The sequence below is a fragment of the Caulobacter sp. AVps18 genome (assembly GCF_058681425.1).
The window spans coordinates 4,231,230-4,249,979 of the sequence record NZ_CM178737.1 but is presented as its reverse complement, the minus strand read 5'-3'; the positions used below and the strand labels follow the sequence as shown (position 1 = coordinate 4,249,979).

Genomic DNA, 18,750 nt, shown 5'->3' with positions numbered 1-18,750 from the left:
GTTGTCACGTTTGAGCGGAATATAATATACCGTTCTGCTAAGACGGATAGGGAGTGAAAAAATGACAGGCATGGGTGTCGGTGCGCGAAAGCTTGGCGCGCGCTTCAACGGGCCGGCGGATCGCCGGTCGCAGCGGAACGAGGGCTGATTGATGTCTGACTCCGCCATCTCCACCAAGACGGGCAAGGGCGTTCTCCTGGCCGTCGTCTATGTCACCTGCCTGTTCTTTATCTGGGCGCTGGTCACCAACCTGCTGGACCCGCTGCTGAAGACCATGAAGACGGTCTTCACCCTGACTCCCGTTGAGGCCAGCCTGACGGGCTTCGCCTTCTTCATCGCCTATTTCGTGATGTCCATGCCTTCGGCGGCGCTGTTGTCGAAGATCGGCTACGCCAAGTCGGTGATGGTCGGCCTCGGCGGTATCGTCGCCGGCTGCTTCATCGCCATTCTGGCGGCCAAGCTGCACACTTTCGGCGTGTTCCTGGTCGGCCTGTTCGTGATGGCCTCCGGCGTCACCCTGCTGCAAGTGGCCGCCAATCCGCTGATCGCCTCGTTGGGCAAGCCGGAAGAGGCGTCGTTCCGCCTCAACCTGTCCCAGGCCTTCAACTCGCTGGGCGCCGCCTGCGGGCTCTGGTTCGGCGCGAACTTCCTGCTCAAGGGCGAGATCTTCGAGAAGGACGTCGTCATCACCCAGGCCATGCGCGAGCAGGCCCTGGGCTTTGTGTCCAACGTCTATCTGGCCATCGGCCTCGGCCTGGCCCTGTTCATCCTGCTGATCTTCATGGTTCGCCAGAAGATCACGGACGCCGCGCCCAAGACCGGCCAGCTGGTCAACCCCTTCACCGCTCTGACCTCGAAGTGGGCCAACCTCGGTGCCATCGGCATCTTCCTTTATGTCGGCGCTGAAGTCGCGATCTCGCTGCACCTGCTGCTGTTCCTGGAGCAGACCCGCATCCTCGACATCTCGTCCGAACAGGCCGGCAAGCTGACCACCTTCTACATGGTGTTCGCGATGATCGGCCGCTTTGGCGGCTCGGCCCTGCTGAAGGTGGTGAAGGACTACCTCCTGCTGGCCTTCGTGGCTGTGGGTGCCATTGCCCTGTGTCTGGTCGTGATCCTGACCAAGGACATGGTCCCGACCCCCCACGCCGGCACGATCAATCTGCTGCTGGCCTCTGCGCCGATGACCAGCGGTCTGATCCCGGCCTTCGCGGCGCTGCTGATCGGCCTGTTCAACTCGATCATGTTCCCGACCATCTTCACCCTGACGCTGCAACGCTCGTCGGCGCCCACCTCGGCGACCTCCGGCCTGCTGTGCATGGCCATTGCGGGCGGTGCGATCCTGCCGCTGGCCTTCGCGAAGCTTGAGGAAATGACCGGTTCGATCTCGATGGGCTTCATCGCCGCGCTGGTCTGCTACGTCTATGTGTTGTGGTTCGCTTTCGCGGCCCGCAAGGCACCGGTGCATGAAATCGCCGAGGGGGTCTCCAGCGGTCACTGACCGCCCTGACCTGACGCTCTAGCGGACGCCCGCCCGCGCGCCTTCCTGGCGTGTTGGCGGGCGTCTTGCTGTTTGAACGGGCGCCACGATCCTGACGCGGAGCCGTGGGCCTTTGCCTCAATGCGTCTGGATGAACCCCTGAGCACCGTCGCGCCCCCTCGCAAGGTGAGGCGCGTCTGGTGGCGGGCCACGGCCGTCAGTCTTCTCGCCCACGGCCTGCTGGTTGCGGCCCTGCTCGGCGCGCAGGCTGATCCGCGCCCTGAGCGGGCCTCGGCGCCGATCCTGGTGTCGATGACGCCGGATCCGCCGCCGCCCTTGCCCCCCGTCATCCGGCCCGCGCCGCGACCGAACGCCCAACCGCCTTCAGCGCCCGCGCCTGCGCCGCGCAGTCCGTTGCGCCCCACCTTCGTTCCAACCGATGTCGAGCCGCTTCCGGCCAGTCCCAGGCCGGTGCCGGCCCCCATTCTGGCGCTGGGCGATTCCGAATTGGTTGGGGCGGCGACCGCGGGAAACGGATCAGCCGGAGCCGGGCAGGGCGAGGGACGCGGCGAGGGTGCCTGCGACATGCCGGGCCTGATCCAGGCCGCCCTTCGGCGCAACGCCCGCGTCCAGGCCGCCGTCGCCCAGGCCCACGCCCAGGCCAATGCGGCGGGCAAGGCGGTGATGGTCTGGAACGGCGATTGGATCCGGGGCGGCAGCCAGGACGGCAAGGGTCTGGCGGGCGTGCGGCAGGTGATCATCCTGGAGATCGCCTTCGCCCCCGAAGCCTGTCGCCAGGAACGCGTTCGGGGTCTGGTGGTTCTGTCCTTGAGAGACGGGGCCAGCGCGCCGCGCCTTGTGCTGGGCGCCCGCGACTGGCGCTGGTCCGATCTCGTTTTCGCCAGATAGCAGGCTTGTAGCTTTCCTGAAGACGATCTCGGAAAAGCGTGCTGGAAATTCCCACCTATCCGCACGACATTGCCTGCTGAATTTCGTTCCAGGATCGATCATGGCCGCCGCTCCCACCAAGACCCGCTTCATCAGCGGTTTCGGCTTCCAGGTGCTCATCGCCATGGTCATCGGCCTGGGCCTGGGCCTGCTGGCCCGCGAGTTGGGTCCGGCCAAGGGCGAGGCGGGTTTCGTTCTGGCAGAGACCCTGCGCCAGATCGGCTCGATCTTCGTGCAGTTGCTGCGCACCCTGGTGCCGCCGCTGGTCTTTACGGCCATCGTCGCCAGCATCGCCAATCTGGCTCAACTTCAGAACGCCGCCCGGCTGGTCTGGCGCACCCTGTTCTGGTTCGCGGTCACCGCCTTGATCGCCGTGCTGATCGGCATTGCGCTGGGCCTGATCCTGCAACCGGGCCTGCACACCAGCGTCGCCGCCACCGCAGCCCATGCCCCCAAGACCAATGGCTCGTGGCTCGACTTCCTGACAGGGCTGGTGCCCTCCAACATCCTGGGCCTGAACGCCTCGACCTCGATCAATGACGCGGGCGTGGCCAAGACCTCGCTGTCGTTCAATGTGCTGCAGATCCTGGTCATCGCCCTGGTGGCCGGCGTCGCGGCGCTGAAGGCCGGCGAGGCGGGCAAGGGCTTTCTGGCCTTCAACGCCTCGGCCCTGGTCGTCGTGCGCAAGGTGCTGTCCTGGGTGATCCGCCTGACGCCCATCGGCACCATCGGCCTGCTGGGCAACGCCGTGGCGCAATATGGCTGGACCACGTTGGGCCAGCTGGGGGCCTTCACCGGTGCCATCTATATCGGCCTGGCCCTGGTGCTGTTCGTCGTCTACCCGGTGCTGTTGGCGACCAACGGCCTCAATCCGTTGAAGTTCTTCGCCGGTGCCTGGCCCGCGATCCAGCTGGGCTTTGTCTCGCGCTCGTCGGTCGGCACCCTGCCGGTGACCGAAGCGGTGACCGAGCACAGCCTGGGCGTGCCGCGCGCCTATTCGGCTTTTGCAGTGCCCCTGGGCGCGACCACCAAGATGGACGGCTGCGCAGCCATTTACCCGGCCATCTCGGCAATCTTCGTGGCCCAGTTCTTCGGCCTGCAGCTGGGCCTTTCCGACTATTTCCTGATCGTCTTCGTCTCGGTGATCGGTTCGGCCGCCACGGCGGGTCTGACCGGCGCTACCGTGATGCTGACCCTGACCCTGTCGACCCTGGGCTTGCCTCTGGAAGGCGTTGGCCTGCTGCTGGCCATCGACCCGATCCTGGATATGGGCCGCACGGCGGTGAACGTGGCCGGTCAGGCCCTTGTCCCGACCATCGTCGCCAAGCGCGAGGGCATTCTGGATCTTGAAGTCTATAATGCGGGCCGCGTTCCCACCGAGGCGCTGGCGGCCACCGAATAGGCGAGCCCTGTTGCGCGCCCGGCCTTTAGCGGCGAGTTTGCCGTTTCCGGGCGTGGCAAAGGGAATCGATGGTGTCGAAGGCGAGTGAAGACGGCCGCGATGGGCCGAGCCGTCGGTCCATGCTCGCCGGGGCCGCAGCCCTGGCCGGCTTCTCGATCACCGGTCCGGTCCACGCCGCCAACCGCGCCTCCGACCGGATCGAGGCCCTGCTGGCCCAGATGACCATCGAGGAGAAGGCGGGACAGCTATCCTGCTTTGCCGACATGATCCGCCCGCCGTTCGGCGACATGAACCCGCTGGTCAATATCCGCAACGCCCAGACGCTGCTGTCGGAGATCCGGGCCGGCCGGATCGGGGTGTTGATGAACGGCATGGGGACCGCCGGGGCGCTGGAGGCCCAGAGGGCCGCCGTCGAAGGTTCGCGCCTGAAGATCCCGCTGGTCTTCGCCGCCGACGTGATCCACGGCTTCAAGACGGTGTTCCCGATCCCGCTGGGCGAAAGCGCCAGCTTTGACCCGCATCTGTGCGAGCGTACGGCCCGGGCGGCGGCCTCGGAGGCCAGCGCCTCTGGCCTGCACTGGACCTTCGCGCCGATGGTTGACGTGGCCCGCGACCAGCGCTGGGGCCGGGTGGCCGAGGGCGCGGGCGAGGACGTCTATCTGGGCCAGGTGCTGGCCGAGGCCCGGGTGCGAGGCTTCCAGGGCAAGGACCTCAAGGCCGACGATGCCATGCTGGCCACGCCCAAACACTTCGCCGCCTATGGCGCGGTGACGGCGGGCATGGAGTACAACTCGGTCGAGCTGTCGGAAGCCACGCTGCGCGAGGTGCACCTGCCGCCGTTCCAGGCGGCCTTTGCCGCCGGTGCCCTGGCCACCATGTCGGCGTTCAACGACATCAACGGCGTGCCCGCCACCGCCGACAGGCGGCTGCTGACCGACGTGCTGCGCGGCGAGTGGGGTTTCAAGGGCGTGGTCATTTCCGACTACACCGCCGACCAGGAACTGGTGGCCCACGGCTATGCGACGGATGAGCGCGACGCGGCGCGGCTGGCGATCCTGGCCGGCATCGACATCAGCATGCAGAGCGGCCTCTATCTGCGCTACCTGCCCGAACTGACCGCTTCAGGGGCTGTTCCGATGGCCAGGGTCGACGCGTCGGTGCGCCGGGTGCTGGCGATCAAGGAAGCCCTGGGCCTGTTCGACAACCCCTATCGCTCGATCAACCCCAAGACCGAGGCCGCCCGCACGGCAACGCCGGCCCTGCGCCAGTTGAGCCGGGAATCCGGCGCCAAGTCGATCGTGCTGCTGCGCAATGAGGGGGCGATCCTGCCTTTGCCGCGCGCGGGCAAGCGTCTGGCCCTGATCGGCCCCTTCGCCGATGACCGCGACAATGTGCTGGGCGCCTGGGGCGGCTTTTTCGCTGACCGTCGCCTGAACGTCGATCTTGCCACCGGCGTTCGCGCCGCCCTGGCTGATCCGGCCAGCTTGATCGTCGAGCGCGGCTGCGAGGTGGAAACCACCCTGGCCGGCGGGTTCGAACGGGCGGTGGCCGCCGCCCAGGCCGCCGATATCGTGCTGCTGGCCGTCGGCGAAAGCGAAGACATGACCGGCGAGGCCAAGTCGCGCACCGACATCCGCATCCCGGCCGTCCAGCAGCGCCTGGCAGAAGCCATAGCCGCCACCGGCAAGCCTGTCGTGGTGCTGCTGCGCCATGGCCGGGCCATCGCGCTGGAGGGCGTTGTGCGCGACGCCCGCGCCATCCTGGCCACCTGGTTTCTGGGCAGCGAAATGGGCAATGCCGTGGCCGACGTGCTGTTCGGGGCGGTCAATCCGTCGGCGCGCCTGCCGGTCAGCTTTCCGCTGGAAAGTGGCCAGCAGCCCTTTTTCTACAATGGCCGCCCCACCGGCCGCCCGGCGCCGGCCGATCCGAACGGCCAGGAATACAAGGCCCGCTGGCGCTCGATCCGCAATGAGGCCCTGTATCCGTTCGGCTTTGGCCTGGGCTACACCACCTTCGGGCTCAGCGACCTGAAGCTCAGCGCGCCCCAACTACGTTGGGACGACACGTTGCACGTGGCCGCTCGCCTGACCAACACCGGCGCGGTGCATGGCGAGCATGTGGTTCAGCTCTATATCCGTGATCGCGTGGCCAGCCGCACGAGGCCCTCGCGCGAGCTCAAAGGCTTCCAGCGCGTGGCCCTGGCCCCCGGTGCCAGCCGTGAGGTGAAGTTCGAGATCAAGCGCGATCAGTTGATGTTCGTCGGCGAAGGCGACCGCTGGACCGTCGAGCCGGGGCTGTTCGATGTGTGGGTGGCCAATTCGTCGGTGGATGGCCTGGTGGGTAGCTTCGAGCTGCTGGCGGGGTAGGGGGCGCCTATCCCCGCGTCGCCCGCCGTTCCAGCAGCAGCAGGGTCAGGGTCACCGCAAAGCCGAAGGTCAGCAGCAGGCCCGCCAGGGTGTGGGCCTTGCTCCATTCCAGCGCCTCGACCAGCTGGTAGATCTCGACCGACAGCACCTGGGTCTCGCCCGGTATGCCGCCGCCCAGCATCATCACCACGCCGAACTCGCCGATGGTGTGGGCGAAGGCCAGCAGGGCGGCCACCACATAGCCCGGTGCGGCCAGGGGCAGGGCCACCCGCAGGAAGCGCTCGCGCGCCGAGGCCCCCAGGGTGGCGGCGACCTCCAGCGGCTCGTCGCCGATGGCGATGAAGGCGTTGCGCAGCGGCTGTACGGCAAACGGCAGCGAATAGATCACCGAACCGATCACCAGCCCCTCGAAGGTGAAGGCCAGGGTGCGGATGCCGAAGGGCTGCAGCAGGGCCATCAGCGGGCTGTGCGGGCCAAGCGCGATCAACAGATAGAAGCCCAGAACCGTCGGCGGCAGCACGATGGGCAGGGCCACCACGGCACCGACCACGGGCCGCCACCGAGAGGTTCCCCGCGCCAGCCACCAGGCCAGGGGCGTGGCCATGACCAGCAGCAGGGCGGTGGTGATCCCCGCCAGCTTGACCGTCAGCCACAGCACTTCAAGCATGGTTCAGCGAACCTCGTAGCCATAGCGGCGGATTATGGCCTTGGCCTCAGGACCCTTCAGGAACGCCATGAAGGCCTTGGCGGCCGCGTTATTGGCACCGGTCTTCAGCAGCACCGCCTGCTGGTCGATGGGCGTATGGTCGTCGGCCGGCACGACCCAGCGCGAGCCGCCCTTCTCGTCGATCACCTGCGAGAGGGCGACAAAGCCCAGTTCGGCTGCGCCGGTCTGGACAAACTGGAAGGCCTGGGTGATCGACGCGCCCGTGACGATCCTGGGCTTGAGGGTGTCGTACAGCCTGCGCTTGACCAGCGTCTCGACCGCAGCCTGGCCGTAGGGCGCGATCTTGGGGTCGGCGATGGCCAGTTTCTCGAAGCCGCCCCTGGCCAGCACCGCGCCCTTGTCGTCGACCAGGCCCGGGGTCCTGCTCCACAGCACCAGCCGGCCTGTGGCATAGGTGAAGCGGGTGCCGACCACCGCCAGGCCTTCAGCCTCGGCCTTCAGGGGGCGTTCGACATCCGCCGACAGAAACACCTCGAACGGCGCGCCGTTGGCAATCTGGGTATAGAACTGGCCCGACGAGCCAAAGCTCAGCACGACCTTGTGGCCTGTCCTGGCCTCGAAGCGGGCGGCGATCGCCCTGGCCGGCGCGGTGAAATTGGCGGCGACCGCCACGCGGGTTTCGGCGGCCAGGGCGGCTGTTGTCCCAGGCAGTGACAGGAATCCGGCGAAGACGACCGCGAGGAACGAACGGCGAGGGGGCATGATCGTTCTCCAATCGGCTGGCAAGCGATGATCCGGTAGCGTTATGTAGCAAGAGTGCATATCGCTGTCTCGCCAAGCGTGAGGGAGTGGATCCATGTCGGCGGACGGTGAACTGCGAGCCTCACTGATCCTGCGGCGGGGCGCTTTGGCGCGGGTCGGGCTGGACCGCATCGACCTGCTGGAAGCGGTCGGGACGCAGGGCTCGATCACGGCCGCCGCCCGGACCCTGGGGCTGAGCTACAAGGGGGGCTGGGATGCGATCCAGGCCCTGAACAACCTGTTCGACGGCCCCCTGATCCTGGCCAGCCCCGGCGGCCGGGCCGGCGGAACGGCCGAGATCACGGCCCGGGGCCAGACCGTGATCCGGGCATTTCGCGAGGTCGAGCGCGAGATTGCCGCAGTAGTGGCGCGGCTCGAGGCCGAGCTATCGGCCACCGCAGAGCCGGAACTCGGCCAGATCTTCTGGAGCCTTGGTCTGCGGACCAGTGCCCGCAACGCCCTGCGCGGAACCGTCAGTGGCCTTGCGGGCGACAGAGTCACCGCCGAGGTCACCCTGGCGCTCGGCGAAGGTCTCGAGATCGTCTCGACCATCACCCGGCGCAGCGCCGGGGACCTTGGCCTGCGGATCGGCAGTCCCGTCATGGCTCTGATCAAGTCCAGCGTTGTGGCCGTGGGGCCGGGCGTGGGCGAGGGTCCTAATCGGCTGTCCTGTGTCGTCACCGGCCGCGAAGACGGCGAGACCGCCAGCGAGCTGACCCTGGCCCTGGGCGGCGGCAAGACCCTGGTGGCGACCGTGCCGCGCTCGGCAACGCCGTGCCCGGAGATCGGCACAGCCCTCTTGGCCAGCCTCGATCCCGCCGACATCATTCTCGCGGTCGAGTGATGGGTCGGGGGTGATGGAATTGACGGACGGCCCGCGAGACGCGAGGCTCAGCTTCGCGCTGAAGCAGGAGTCTTTTCAATCATGGCCGACGGGCCGCTGACAGAGGGGTTGCGCGCGCCCGGACGCAAACGGAGCGTGACGACAGGCCAGGTCATCCTCGGCCTCTTTGGCCTGCCCTTCATGGTCTTGAGTCTGCTCGTCGCCCTCGGCTCTTTGAGCGGGGCGTTTGACTATCTTGCCTATGTTGCCCGGGACGCCACGACCGTCGATACCTGGGCCGTCCTGAGCCTGATCTCGGCGCTCCTGTCACTTACCGCCATCGCCGGAACGCTCTATGCGCTCTTCCGGAGAAAAGCGCTCCGCGCGTTGCTGCTGTGCTGTCTCGCCTGGCCCGGCATGCTGGTGATCGAAGGCAGCCGCTGCGATACCGGCGCATCCTGCCTGCTCATGGGTTGGGCCGCCCTGCCACATCAGGCCTTCGCCTGGCAGGTTCGCATCCGCCCGGTGACCGAGGCCAAAGAGGCCCTGAAACTGGCATCGGCCGCCCTTCAGAACGCCGGCTCGAGTGACGGGCCCTATAAGGCCAAGCGCTTCGCGAAAGACTGGATTGTCTCTAGCATCACCGACGACGGATGGCCGGGGGCCCATGCGGTGGCCATCGACATCCGCACGGCGGCGACCCGTCTTGTGCCATGCCCGGCCAAGGCCATGCTGTGTGGCATGGAAAGGCCGGTCCTCTCCGATGGTCGGAGGCCCTTCCGAAACCCGGACCTGGGTCTTGCCGCCATCTTTCCCGACGACCTCCCGGTCTGCACCCTGAGAGGGGAAGACGATGAACCGCGTGGAGTTTTCGGCGATCGACGTACGGCAGACATGCCGTGCGAGTTTGCTACGCCTGACCGCGAAATGGGATTGCAGGTTGCGCCCTATCGAATGGAGGGCTGCACGGTCGTCGAGGCCCGGTCGCTGCCCTGGCGTCCCCTGTCTCCGGAGACTCTCAAGCTGCTGAGGGGGCGATCCCTGCAACTAGGTGGTCACCCGGCCCGGGTGTGCGAGCTGCGCATGTCCGGCCAGATCCAGATCAGCGTCTATGCCCATGCGGCATCGCTCTCGAAGTCGCAGCGCGCGCCTGCGGTCCTCTACGAGGCCTATATCGTCACCACACCGGAGCATCTGGCCGAAGACCTGCGGGGCTTCGAGACCTTCCTGGGCACCTCCAGGATCGGACGGGGGGCATAGACTGGGGGGACTAGGTAATCCCTCCCCGGCCTGACAGGCCGCTTCATCGCCCCCGGACGGAACCTTGCCGCGGCTCAAGGCTTGAGCCCAGCGACCTGTTCGAGCCCGGAGACCCTGTCATGGCGCTCAGCCCGCACGTTCGTAACCTAGTCGTCGCCGGCCTGCTGCTGGTCTCGGCCTGCTCAGCCCGCCCGACAGAGCCCCAGCCGTCGCCCGAGCCGCAGAATGCCCCTCGGCCCGTGGCCGGGGCCGCCGGGACGGCCCCCGTCACCCCCGTCCGTTAGGCTCAGCGCCCCTTCCACTGCGGCGGACGCTTCTGGGCGAAGGCCAGCGGGCCTTCGCGGACGTCATCCGACTTGAACAGGGCCTTGACCGCGCCATAGCGGCCCTGGCCCTCGATGGCGGCCTGAAGGGTCGGTTCGGTCAGGCCCTTTTGCACGGTCTCCTTGGAGGCCCGGATCGACATGGGGCTGCAGGCGATGATGTCGGCCGCCCAGCGCCGGGCCGTCGCCATCAGCTCGCCCGGCGCGACCACCTCGTTGACGAAGCCCAGGGCTTGCCCCTCTGCGGCCGGCACGCGGCGGCCGGTCAGGATCATGCCCATGGCGTTCTTCATGCCGATCTGGCGCGGCAGGCGGTGCAGTCCGCCGGCCAGGGCCGCCAGACCGACCTTGGGCTCGGGCAGGGCGAAGACGGCGGTGTCGGCGGCGATGATCAGGTCGCAGGCCAGGGCGATCTCGAACCCGCCGCCCATGGCCACGCCATTGACCGCCGCGATCACCGGCTTGTTGAGGTCAAAGCGCGAGGTCAGGCCCGCAAAGCCGGTCAGGGGGATCTTCACCGCCTCGCCGCGCGCAAAGGCCTCGACGCTGCCCTTGAGGTCGTTGCCCGATGAGAAGGCCCGCTCTCCGGCCCCGGTCAGGATGGCGACCCACTGTTCGGGATCGGCGGCGAAGGCGTCGAACACCTGGGCCAGTTCGGCATTGGCGGCGGCGTGCAGGGCGTTCATCGCCTCGGGCCGGTTGATGGTGACGAGGGTCAGCGGCCCTTCGCGCTCGACCGAGCAGAACTGGTAGGGCGCGCGGGGGCGAACCGCCTCGCCGGCTTCCCAGACCAGCTGGCCATAGACGTCGCGACGCACCTGACCGACGGTGCCGGCCGGCGAGCGGTCCAGATCGTTCAGCACGGCCAGGCTCTCGGCGTCGGCGCGATCCACCGTGGTCAGGACGCGCTCGCCCTTGGGCGTGCGGGCCACCACGACACCCTGGCTAGCCTCGCCCGAGCGACCGTACAGCACTGTCCAGGTCTCGATGGCGGCCGGGCCTTCATAGGCCTCCAGCACCGTCGGAACCGGATCGCGCGCCGCCTCGGCCTGTGCCTGTACCGAATAGTCAGCCGCCAGTTCGGCGGGGGCGGGCCGGGTGCTGACCACCAGGGCATGGTGCTTGTCGACGAAGCCGCCCTGGCCATACAGCAGGCCGACACTGCCCGGGGTCTCGCGCAGGCGGCGCACCATCGCGCAGACGGCGTGGCTCATATAGTTGTTCATCGGCCCACCGAAGAAGGTGATGCCGCCGGTCACGGTGGGCTCGGCCTGGGTCTCGCCCAGCACCTTCAGGGCCATTTTCGGCACGACCGGGAAGCAGCTGTAGAGCTCCAGCAGGTCGAAGCGCTCGCCCTGGGCGATGGCCTGGGCGCGTTCAAGCACGGCCTCCTGGGCGGTGGAGTGGTCGTAGCGGTCGCGTTGCAGGAAATCGCCCGGCTCCTTGGCCGCCGCCCCGCCCCAGATATGGATCAGGCGATCTTCGGCAATCCCGGCGGCGCGGGCCCGCGCCAGGCTGGTGACGATGATCGCCGAGGCCTGGTTGACCATGGGATTGGCCACCATCAGCTTGGGATAGGGCCAGGCGATCAGGCGGTTGTCGGGCGTGACCGTGGCGATCTGCTCGGCCGGGGGGCTGGTGCGGATCCAGGCATAGGGGTTGTCGGCGGCCACGGCGGCGTACCGCGCCCACAGGGCGGCGGAGGCGGCGCGCGCCTGTCCCGGCGTCTGCCCCTCGCTGCTCTGGAAGGCGTTTTCATAGAGCGGATAGAGCTGCGAAGGATCCGACAGCCCCTGGGCACGGGCGGCGTCACTGAGCTCCAGGCGCGAGCCGGCCAGCTTGACGGTGTCTTCCGGCCTGGACGGCGGTGTCCAGGACAGGGCGACGCCGGCTTTCTTGGCCTTGCCCAGGGCGTGCATCGACTCGCCGCCGACAATGGCGCTGACCTGGCCCTCGCCGCGCGCGATGCGCAGGGCGGCTTCATGCACCAGCCGGATCGGCGTTTCGCCGCCCATGCTGGCATTGACCGCGCGGGCGGGTTTCACGCCCAGCTTTTCGCACAGGAGGTCCACGGGATCGGCGTAGCGCCAGGTGATCTGCCCCACCAGGTCCAGCGAGTCGAGGTCGGCCAGCAGGCTGCCGCCGGCCTCGGCATTGGCCTGTTCCAGCGCCTGGGCCATCAGCACCACGGGCTCAAGGCTCAGCGCCACGTCTTCGGGCCGATGCAGGATCTCGCCGGTGGCGATGATAACGGGAATGCGGGTGGCGTCGGTCATTGGAAGTCCTTCAGTTCGGCGCGCACGGCGTCCCCGTCCTGGCCGACCAGCGGCGCAGGGCAGGGGTCATGATCGGTGTAGGCGCCATAGCGGATTGGTGCGCGCATCTGATGGTAGGCGCCTTCGGTGGGGTGGATCTTGCGCTCGAAGAAGCCGGTCTGGCTCAGGTGCGGATCGTCGAGAATGTCGGCCAGGTCGCGCACGGCCATGGCGGGTAGCCTTGCCGCCGCCAGCCGGGCCAGCCAGTCGGCAGTGGTGCGGGCGGGGGTCAGGCGTGCGATCTGGCCATAGAGGGCGGTGGCGTTGGCCACGCGGTCGGGCCCTGTCGAAAACCGCTCGTCTTGCAGGACCTCCGCGCCGTCCAGCACCGTGAACAGCTGAACCAGGCTGGCATCAGTATAGGGCACGATGCTGATATAGCCGTCAGCGGTGGGGAAGGGTTGGCGGTTGGGGTCCAGTTGCCGGGCATAGCCCACGGGTCCCACCGGCGGATCGAAGGTGAGGCCGCCCAGATGCTCCTGCAGCATGAAGTGGGCAAAGGCCTCGAACATCGGCGCCTCCACCCTCTGGCCCTCGCCCGTGCGCAGGCGGTGGATCACGGCGGCCAGCACCGCTTGCGCGCCGTGCAGCCCGGCCACCTTGTCGGCAATCAGCGAGGGGATATAGCGCGGCCGCGGATCGCCATCGACGCGCGGCGCCAGGGTGGTGGTTCCGGTCGCGGCCTGGATCACGTCGTCATAGGCCTGCAGGTCGGCATAGGGACCGTCCGAGCCGAAACCGACGCAATGGACATAGATGATGTCCGGCTTGATCGCCTTGACGGCCTCATAGCCGAAACCCAGGCGGCAGATGGCCTTGTCGCGCACATTGTGGATGAAGACGTCTGCCGTTTTCAGCAGGTCGCGCATCGTCTCGATGTCGGCCGCAGCCTTCAGGTCCAGCGCGATGGAGCGCTTGCCGCGATTGAGCGCCAGAAAGCTGGGGCTCATGCCCATCGTGTGGGCGGGCTTGGCCGAATAGCGGAAGGCGTCGCCCATCGGTGGCTCGACCTTGATCACGTCGGCACCCAGATCGGCCAGGATCTGGGTGGCGTAGGGCCCAAAGACCACCGAGGTCAGGTCGATGACCCGAATGCCCTCAAGCATTCGGGGCGCTGGCTCGCCCATGTGTTTGGCTCCCTGTCCGCCGCTTGGACGCGGCTGGTCTTGGCCACCATGGAGCGCGAGTGGCGCAGCGACGTCAAATAGGGATTTGGCGCTATTGATGCGAATTTCGTCTATATCTTCAGCTCAGTCGGAATCCCTCGGGACGCTCCATGGCCTTCGATATCCTGTCCGCCGTTCAGTTCGTCACCGTCGCCGAGGAACTGTCGTTCACACGGGCGGCGGCGCGGCTGGGCATCGCCCAGCCCTGGCTGTCGCGCCGCATCCAGCTGTTGGAGGCGCAACTGGGCTTTCGGCTTTTCGTGCGCACCACGCGGCGGATCGAGCTGACGGAAAAGGGCCAGGCCTTCCTGGCCGCAGCACGGCCCCTGGCCTATGCGGCGGCCTCAGCGGCCCAGACGGCCCGAATGCTGGGCCGGGCCGAGCAGCGGCGCCTGCGCATCGGCGTTCCGCCCTATGGCGACAAGATCCCGGCGCGGGCGCAACTGACCCGCCGCTTCATCGCCGACAATCCCGATGTCGCCCTGGAGCTGGAGATCGGCTGGACACCCCGCCTACTGGAACGCGTGGTCAGCGGCGATCTGGACGGCGCCTTCGGCATCGGCTGGCTGGAGCCGCCGCTGCGCCGGCTGACCATCTGTCATCTGCAGCTCAAGCTCAGAGTGGCTCCGCACGACCCCCTGGCCAACCAGGATCGCGTCGCCATCGAGGCCGTGAAGGGGCGTCGCGTCGCGGTCTTTACGCGGGGGCTCTATCCCGAGCTCTTTGATACCCTGTTCGCCTCGGCGGCCTGGCAGGGTGTCATCCTGGTCCAGACGCCAGAGTTCCACGACGGGATGATCGACGACGACGGCGGCGCCCCGCCACTGATCGTGACGGAGTTTCGCGTCCAGGGCAGGCCGGGCGGCGCCGGCCCCTGGCTGGACGACTCGCTCTCGATCCCGTTCAGCCTGTTTGTGCCTGCGGGTGCGTCCAGTCCCGACGTCGAGCGGTTCTGGCAGGCTGCGCAGGTCAGGGCGGCGGGATAACCTCGGCCGGAGCGCTATGCTGCCGCATCCTGCCGCCGGACGACCAGGCCTGGGCACCCCGTCGCAGTTGGCCTTGGAACTTCGTTACCAAAGCTGCATTCTGTAGTTGGGAGACGAGAGGCCTCGAGAGCCGCCGTCTGGGGATAGTGGAGAGTGGGGAACCAATCCGAAAGCCTGCCCAACCCCTTCGCAGTGTATCCAAGCGTCTTCTCGACGTGTCGGGCGCCCTCGTGCTTATCGTCTGGTACCTGCCCATCCTGATTGTGGCGGTGATCCTGCTGCGCTTTTCGCGAGCCGGGCGGGTGTTCACGACGGAAAGCATCGCCGGTGTCGGCGGGCGTCCCTTCAAGAAATTCGCGTTTGCAGCGCTCGATGGAAATCGACGAACCGACCTGTTTGTGGCGGCCTCAGGCCTGCATTGTGTGCCGTCAGCCTTGAACGTGCTGGTCGGTGACATGTCACTGGTCGGCCCCGTCGCGCGCAAGGCCAGGCAGGGCGGGCATGGATCTCATCGGGCGCGCGGCGTGTTCGCCGGCCCGGCGATCAGGCCCGGACTGTTCGGATTCGGATCCGCCCTAAACGAGGATCAGGCCTGGAGAGAGGCCTCCTACATCGCCAACTGGAGCCTGGCGCGCGATCTCGCGATCCTTGCCCGATTGCTGGCGTCCTCCTTGCTGGAATCTCCAGACGCCAAGTGCCGCTGATCAGCCGAAGATCGCCTTTGCCGCGAACAGCAGGCCGCCCCACAGCAGGATGTTCATCGCCAGAACACTGACCTTTGAGACCGAGATGCGGGCGCCATGATGGGTGCGCCCAGCAGTGCTTTCAAAATGGGCCACGTTATCGTCCTCAATTTTGACGCGACCGGAAAAATTCCAGCTGCGCCCATGATTAGATACGCATGCTGGCGAATTTGGTTTCCAATGTCACTCGCCTGTGGCGCGATAAATTGGCGCAGGGAGCGAATTTCTGATCATTCAGGGTAAGGATATTGACTGAACCTCGATTTATTTGACGGCTTGGTCAAAAATTGCACGGCGGGACGCGCTGTCACGTTCCTGTTGCACATTTTTGGGGCGGGGCACTGCGCGGCGCAGGCGGGCGCCTGGCATCGTCCTGGTTCGACTCAGCCGAACTCTGACGTGCTTGGGACCCCTTCGAGAGAGGAGGGGCCAATACGGCAACATGGTTTTGGGGAGGAATGGTGGATGCTGCAGGGATTGAACCTGCGACCCCCTCGGTGTGAACGAGGTGCTCTCCCGCTGAGCTAAGCATCCGCCTTGTGGGGCCGGCCGTTGAAGGACCGATCCGCGAGAGGAGCGGGCCTATAGCCCGGTGTTTGGCCGGGGGCAAGAGGCCAAGAGGTCGATACAGGCCTGGGGTACGTCTAAAAAGCTGTGGATGACCCGATCACCGCCGAGGGTCTCGACCGGCTCCTCGGTGTAGCCGAAGCTGACCAGAAGGGCCGGCACCCTGGCGCGGACAGCGGCCAGGGCGTCATTGATGCTGTCGCCGACCATGACCGCACGGGCGGGGTCGCCGCCCACGGCCGTGATGGCCGCCAGGACGTGGCTGGGATCGGGCTTGGCCGCGGGCGCAAGGTCGGCGCCGATCACGGCGTCGAAGGCTTTTGACAGGTCCAGGGCGTCCAGCAGGGCCACCGACAGGTTGGTCAGCTTGTTGGTGCACACCACCAGCCTGGCGCCGGCCTGGCGCAGGTCGGCCAGAACCTCGACCACGCCGGGGAAGGGCGCACTCTCTTGCGCGATGCGATCCAGATAGACCGCGATGAAGCGCTCGACCAGTTTCGGAGCGGTCTGGGCGTCCAGCGGGTGGCCGGCAGCGGCGAAGCCGCGTTCGAGCAAGGCGCGCGCCCCGCGTCCCACCATCAGTCGCACCTCGTCGAAGGGCAGGGCGGGCAGGCCCTCTTCGCGCAGGATCATATTGAGCGCCCCGACCAGGTCGGGGGCGGTGTCGACGAGGGTGCCGTCGAGGTCGAAGGCGATCGTGGCGCCGTTCAGGGCTTGAAGGTCATGCATTGATCTGGCCTTTCGGCTAAACGGCCGGCTAATGCAACTTGGGTTCGTCCGCAGGGAGTCGCCAGGACCATGAGCACCGCCCTCTCAAGCCGCCCTCGGGCCGCCGTGATTCTGGCCGCCGGCCAGGGCACGCGGATGAAGTCGCCCACGCCCAAGGTGCTGCACAGGATCGCCGGCCGGGCCCTGCTGGACCATGCCATTGACGCCGCGCAGGCCCTGGGCTGCGCGCGGATCATCGTGGTGGTGGGGGCCCACAGTCCCGCCGTCGGGGCCCACGCCCGCCAGCGTCTGGGCGAGGCGGCCGTGGTGGTGCAGGATCCGCCGCTGGGCACCGGCCATGCCGTACTGGCCGCGAGGGACGCCCTGGCCGATTTCGACGGCGATGTGGTGGTCACCTTCGCCGACTGCCCGCTGCTGACCGCGCCGGTGATCGCGCCACTGTTTGACCTGCGCGCAGCCGGCGCCGATGTGGCGGTTTTGGGCTTTGAGGCCGCTGACCCCGGTGCCTATGGCCGGCTGATCCTGGCCCCGCACCACGTGCTGCTGCGGATCGTCGAGGCCAAGGACGCCGACGACAGCGTTCGCCAGGTCAAGCACTGCAATTCAGGCGTCCTGGCCGCCGACCGGGCCACGCTGTTCGATATTCTCGCCCACGTCGGCAACAGCAATGCCAATGGCGAATACTATCTGACCGATGTGGTCGGTATCGCCCATGGTCGCGGCCTGTCGACCCGAGCCGCCTTCGCGGCCGAGGCGTCGGTGCAGGGCGTCAATTCCCAGGCTGAACTGGCTGCCGCCGAGGCTGTCTGGCAAAAGCGCCGCCGCCAAGCCCTGATGGTCGAGGGCGTCACCATGCCCGCGCCCGATGCGGTGCATCTGGCCTGGGACACCAAGATCGCGGCCGGGGTGACGGTGGAGCAGTTCGTGGTGTTCGGTCCGGGCGTCAGCGTCGCCACCGGCGCGGTCATCAAGGCCTTCAGCCATCTGGAAGGCGCGACCGTCGGCGAGGGTGCCCTGATCGGCCCCTATGCCCGCTTGCGGCCCGGCGCCGAAATCGGGCCGCAGGCTCACATCGGCAATTTCGTGGAAGTGAAGAAGGTCAAGGTCGGCGCGGGCGCCAAGGCCAACCATCTGAGCTATCTGGGCGATGGCTCGGTGGGCGAGAAGGCCAATATCGGGGCCGGTACGATCTTCTGTAACTATGACGGCTTCGACAAGTTCGAGACCCATGTCGGGGCCGGCGCCTTCATCGGCTCCAACAGTGCCCTGGTCGCGCCGGTGCGGATCGGCGAGGGAGCCATGACGGGCTCGGGCTCGGTGATCACCCGCGACGTCGAGGACGGCGCCCTGGCGCTGTCGCGCGCCCCGCAGGATAACCGGCCCGGCTGGGCCAACAAGTTCCGCGCCCTGAAGCGGGCCAGGAAAGACAGCAAGCAGGACAACAAGGCATGAGCGCCGACGATCAAAAGCGCCTTTCGGGCGAAGCCGCCGCAGAGCTGGTCGAAGACGGCATGGTGGTGGGGCTGGGCACCGGCTCGACGGCCGCCTGGTTCGTCAAGGCCCTGGCGGCGCGCAAACTGGATATCCGGGGCGTGCCGACCTCGGACGCCACCGCCAATCTGGCCCGCGAGCTGGGCATCGCCCTGACGGCGCTGGACGACGTCAAGTCGGTGGACCTGACGGTGGACGGTGCCGACGAGATCGGTCCGGGCCTGAGCCTGATCAAGGGGGGCGGCGCGGCCCTGCTGCGCGAGAAGCTGGTCTGGGAGGCCTCCAAGCGCTGCGTGGTCATCGCCGACGCGGCCAAGCATGTGAAGGTGCTGGGCAAGTTCCCCCTGCCCATCGAGGTGGTGCGCTTTGGCCACGTCCATACCGGCCAGCGCCTGGCCGATATCGCCGCCGAGTTCGACCTGCCGCCGCCGCGCCTGCGCATGGCTGATCGCGGCGTGGTGGTCACTGACGGCGGCAACCTGATCTACGACATGGCGTCGGGCAAGATCGAGGAGCCGGCGGCCCTGGCGGCGGCGCTCAAGGCTGTGACCGGCGTGGTCGATCATGGCCTGTTCCTTGACCTGGCTGACCAGGCGCTGATCGGAACTGACAATGGGATCGTGCGTCTGACGCCTTGAGTCCCTAGATAGAGCGCCGACCTGTACTCCCGCTTCAATGGAGCC

Annotated in this window: 17 protein-coding genes and 1 tRNA gene; 11 read left to right on the top strand and 7 right to left on the bottom strand. The window is 67.5% G+C overall.

The genetic code is table 11. The features are described 5' to 3' along the window. Nucleotides 1-151: 151 nt before the first annotated feature. From ACW179_RS19350 to ACW179_RS19335, 4 genes are all read left to right on the top strand, one after another. Entirely contained in the window at nucleotides 152-1,501 is a 1,350-nt protein-coding gene (locus ACW179_RS19350; RefSeq protein WP_492061145.1) for a sugar MFS transporter, read from the top strand. A gap of 120 nt (nucleotides 1,502-1,621) precedes the next feature. Beyond that, nucleotides 1,622-2,389, top strand: coding sequence for a hypothetical protein (locus tag ACW179_RS19345; protein WP_492061143.1), 768 nt, complete (start codon nucleotides 1,622-1,624; stop codon nucleotides 2,387-2,389). 100 nt (nucleotides 2,390-2,489) lie between these two features. After that, nucleotides 2,490-3,830 carry a dicarboxylate/amino acid:cation symporter gene (locus tag ACW179_RS19340; protein ID WP_492061141.1) on the top strand — a complete coding sequence of 447 codons (1,341 nt, stop codon included), beginning with the start codon at nucleotides 2,490-2,492 and terminating at the stop codon, nucleotides 3,828-3,830. Between the two features lie 68 nt (nucleotides 3,831-3,898). Beyond that, a complete protein-coding gene (locus tag ACW179_RS19335) occupies nucleotides 3,899-6,196 on the top strand; it encodes a glycoside hydrolase family 3 N-terminal domain-containing protein (RefSeq protein WP_492061140.1) in 2,298 nt (765 codons plus the stop codon). A 7-nt stretch (nucleotides 6,197-6,203) separates the two neighbouring features. Here the strand turns inward: ACW179_RS19335 and modB are convergent, their stop codons facing one another. Together modB and modA are read right to left on the bottom strand one after the other, a co-directional pair. Further along, a complete protein-coding gene (gene modB / locus ACW179_RS19330) occupies nucleotides 6,204-6,863 on the bottom strand; it encodes a molybdate ABC transporter permease subunit (protein WP_492061139.1) in 660 nt (219 codons plus the stop codon). A gap of 3 nt (nucleotides 6,864-6,866) precedes the next feature. Beyond that, nucleotides 6,867-7,625, bottom strand: a complete 759-nt coding sequence (gene modA / locus ACW179_RS19325; RefSeq protein WP_492061137.1) for a molybdate ABC transporter substrate-binding protein — start codon at nucleotides 7,623-7,625, stop codon at nucleotides 6,867-6,869. Nucleotides 7,626-7,719: 94 nt separating this feature from the next. Between modA and ACW179_RS19320 the strand changes: the two genes are divergently transcribed. From ACW179_RS19320 to ACW179_RS19310, 3 genes are all read left to right on the top strand, one after another. Next, nucleotides 7,720-8,508, top strand: coding sequence for a TOBE domain-containing protein (locus tag ACW179_RS19320; protein ID WP_492061135.1), 789 nt, complete (start codon nucleotides 7,720-7,722; stop codon nucleotides 8,506-8,508). An 81-nt stretch (nucleotides 8,509-8,589) separates the two neighbouring features. After that, a complete protein-coding gene (locus ACW179_RS19315; RefSeq protein WP_492061133.1) occupies nucleotides 8,590-9,747 on the top strand; it encodes a hypothetical protein in 1,158 nt (385 codons plus the stop codon). 119 nt (nucleotides 9,748-9,866) lie between these two features. Next, nucleotides 9,867-10,031, top strand: a complete 165-nt coding sequence (locus tag ACW179_RS19310) for a hypothetical protein (protein WP_492061132.1) — start codon at nucleotides 9,867-9,869, stop codon at nucleotides 10,029-10,031. A gap of 2 nt (nucleotides 10,032-10,033) precedes the next feature. On the opposite strand, the gene ACW179_RS19305 is transcribed toward ACW179_RS19310, so the two are convergent. Both ACW179_RS19305 and ACW179_RS19300 read right to left on the bottom strand, forming a co-directional pair. Then, the gene (locus ACW179_RS19305) at nucleotides 10,034-12,346 is read right to left on the bottom strand and encodes an enoyl-CoA hydratase-related protein (protein WP_492061131.1); all 2,313 of its coding nucleotides are present in this window, start codon (nucleotides 12,344-12,346) and stop codon (nucleotides 10,034-10,036) included. Beyond that, nucleotides 12,343-13,512, bottom strand: coding sequence for a CaiB/BaiF CoA transferase family protein (locus tag ACW179_RS19300; RefSeq protein ID WP_492061129.1), 1,170 nt, complete (start codon nucleotides 13,510-13,512; stop codon nucleotides 12,343-12,345). Before ACW179_RS19300 ends, ACW179_RS19305 begins: the two co-directional genes overlap by 4 nt. Before the next feature lie 149 nt (nucleotides 13,513-13,661). Between ACW179_RS19300 and ACW179_RS19295 the strand changes: the two genes are divergently transcribed. Continuing rightward, a complete protein-coding gene (locus ACW179_RS19295) occupies nucleotides 13,662-14,537 on the top strand; it encodes a LysR family transcriptional regulator (RefSeq protein WP_492061127.1) in 876 nt (291 codons plus the stop codon). Nucleotides 14,538-14,683: 146 nt separating this feature from the next. Next, nucleotides 14,684-15,241, top strand: a complete 558-nt coding sequence (locus tag ACW179_RS19290; protein WP_492061125.1) for a sugar transferase — start codon at nucleotides 14,684-14,686, stop codon at nucleotides 15,239-15,241. Here the strand turns inward: ACW179_RS19290 and ACW179_RS19285 are convergent, their stop codons facing one another. The 3 genes from ACW179_RS19285 to ACW179_RS19275 form a co-directional block, all read right to left on the bottom strand. Continuing rightward, nucleotides 15,242-15,376, bottom strand: a complete 135-nt coding sequence (locus ACW179_RS19285; RefSeq protein ID WP_492061124.1) for a hypothetical protein — start codon at nucleotides 15,374-15,376, stop codon at nucleotides 15,242-15,244. A gap of 363 nt (nucleotides 15,377-15,739) precedes the next feature. Beyond that, nucleotides 15,740-15,814, bottom strand: a tRNA-Val gene (locus tag ACW179_RS19280). Nucleotides 15,815-15,862: 48 nt separating this feature from the next. Beyond that, on the bottom strand, nucleotides 15,863-16,576 hold the full coding sequence (locus ACW179_RS19275; RefSeq protein ID WP_492061123.1) for an HAD-IA family hydrolase: 714 nt from the start codon (nucleotides 16,574-16,576) through the stop codon (nucleotides 15,863-15,865). Between the two features lie 69 nt (nucleotides 16,577-16,645). Between ACW179_RS19275 and glmU the strand changes: the two genes are divergently transcribed. Together glmU and rpiA are read left to right on the top strand one after the other, a co-directional pair. Beyond that, nucleotides 16,646-18,028 carry a bifunctional UDP-N-acetylglucosamine diphosphorylase/glucosamine-1-phosphate N-acetyltransferase GlmU gene (gene glmU, locus ACW179_RS19270; protein WP_492061121.1) on the top strand — a complete coding sequence of 461 codons (1,383 nt, stop codon included), beginning with the start codon at nucleotides 16,646-16,648 and terminating at the stop codon, nucleotides 18,026-18,028. Beyond that, on the top strand, nucleotides 18,025-18,705 hold the full coding sequence (rpiA, locus tag ACW179_RS19265) for a ribose-5-phosphate isomerase RpiA (protein WP_492061119.1): 681 nt from the start codon (nucleotides 18,025-18,027) through the stop codon (nucleotides 18,703-18,705). The genes glmU and rpiA overlap by 4 nt, the downstream gene beginning before the upstream one ends. The last annotated feature ends 45 nt before the right edge of the window (nucleotides 18,706-18,750 follow it).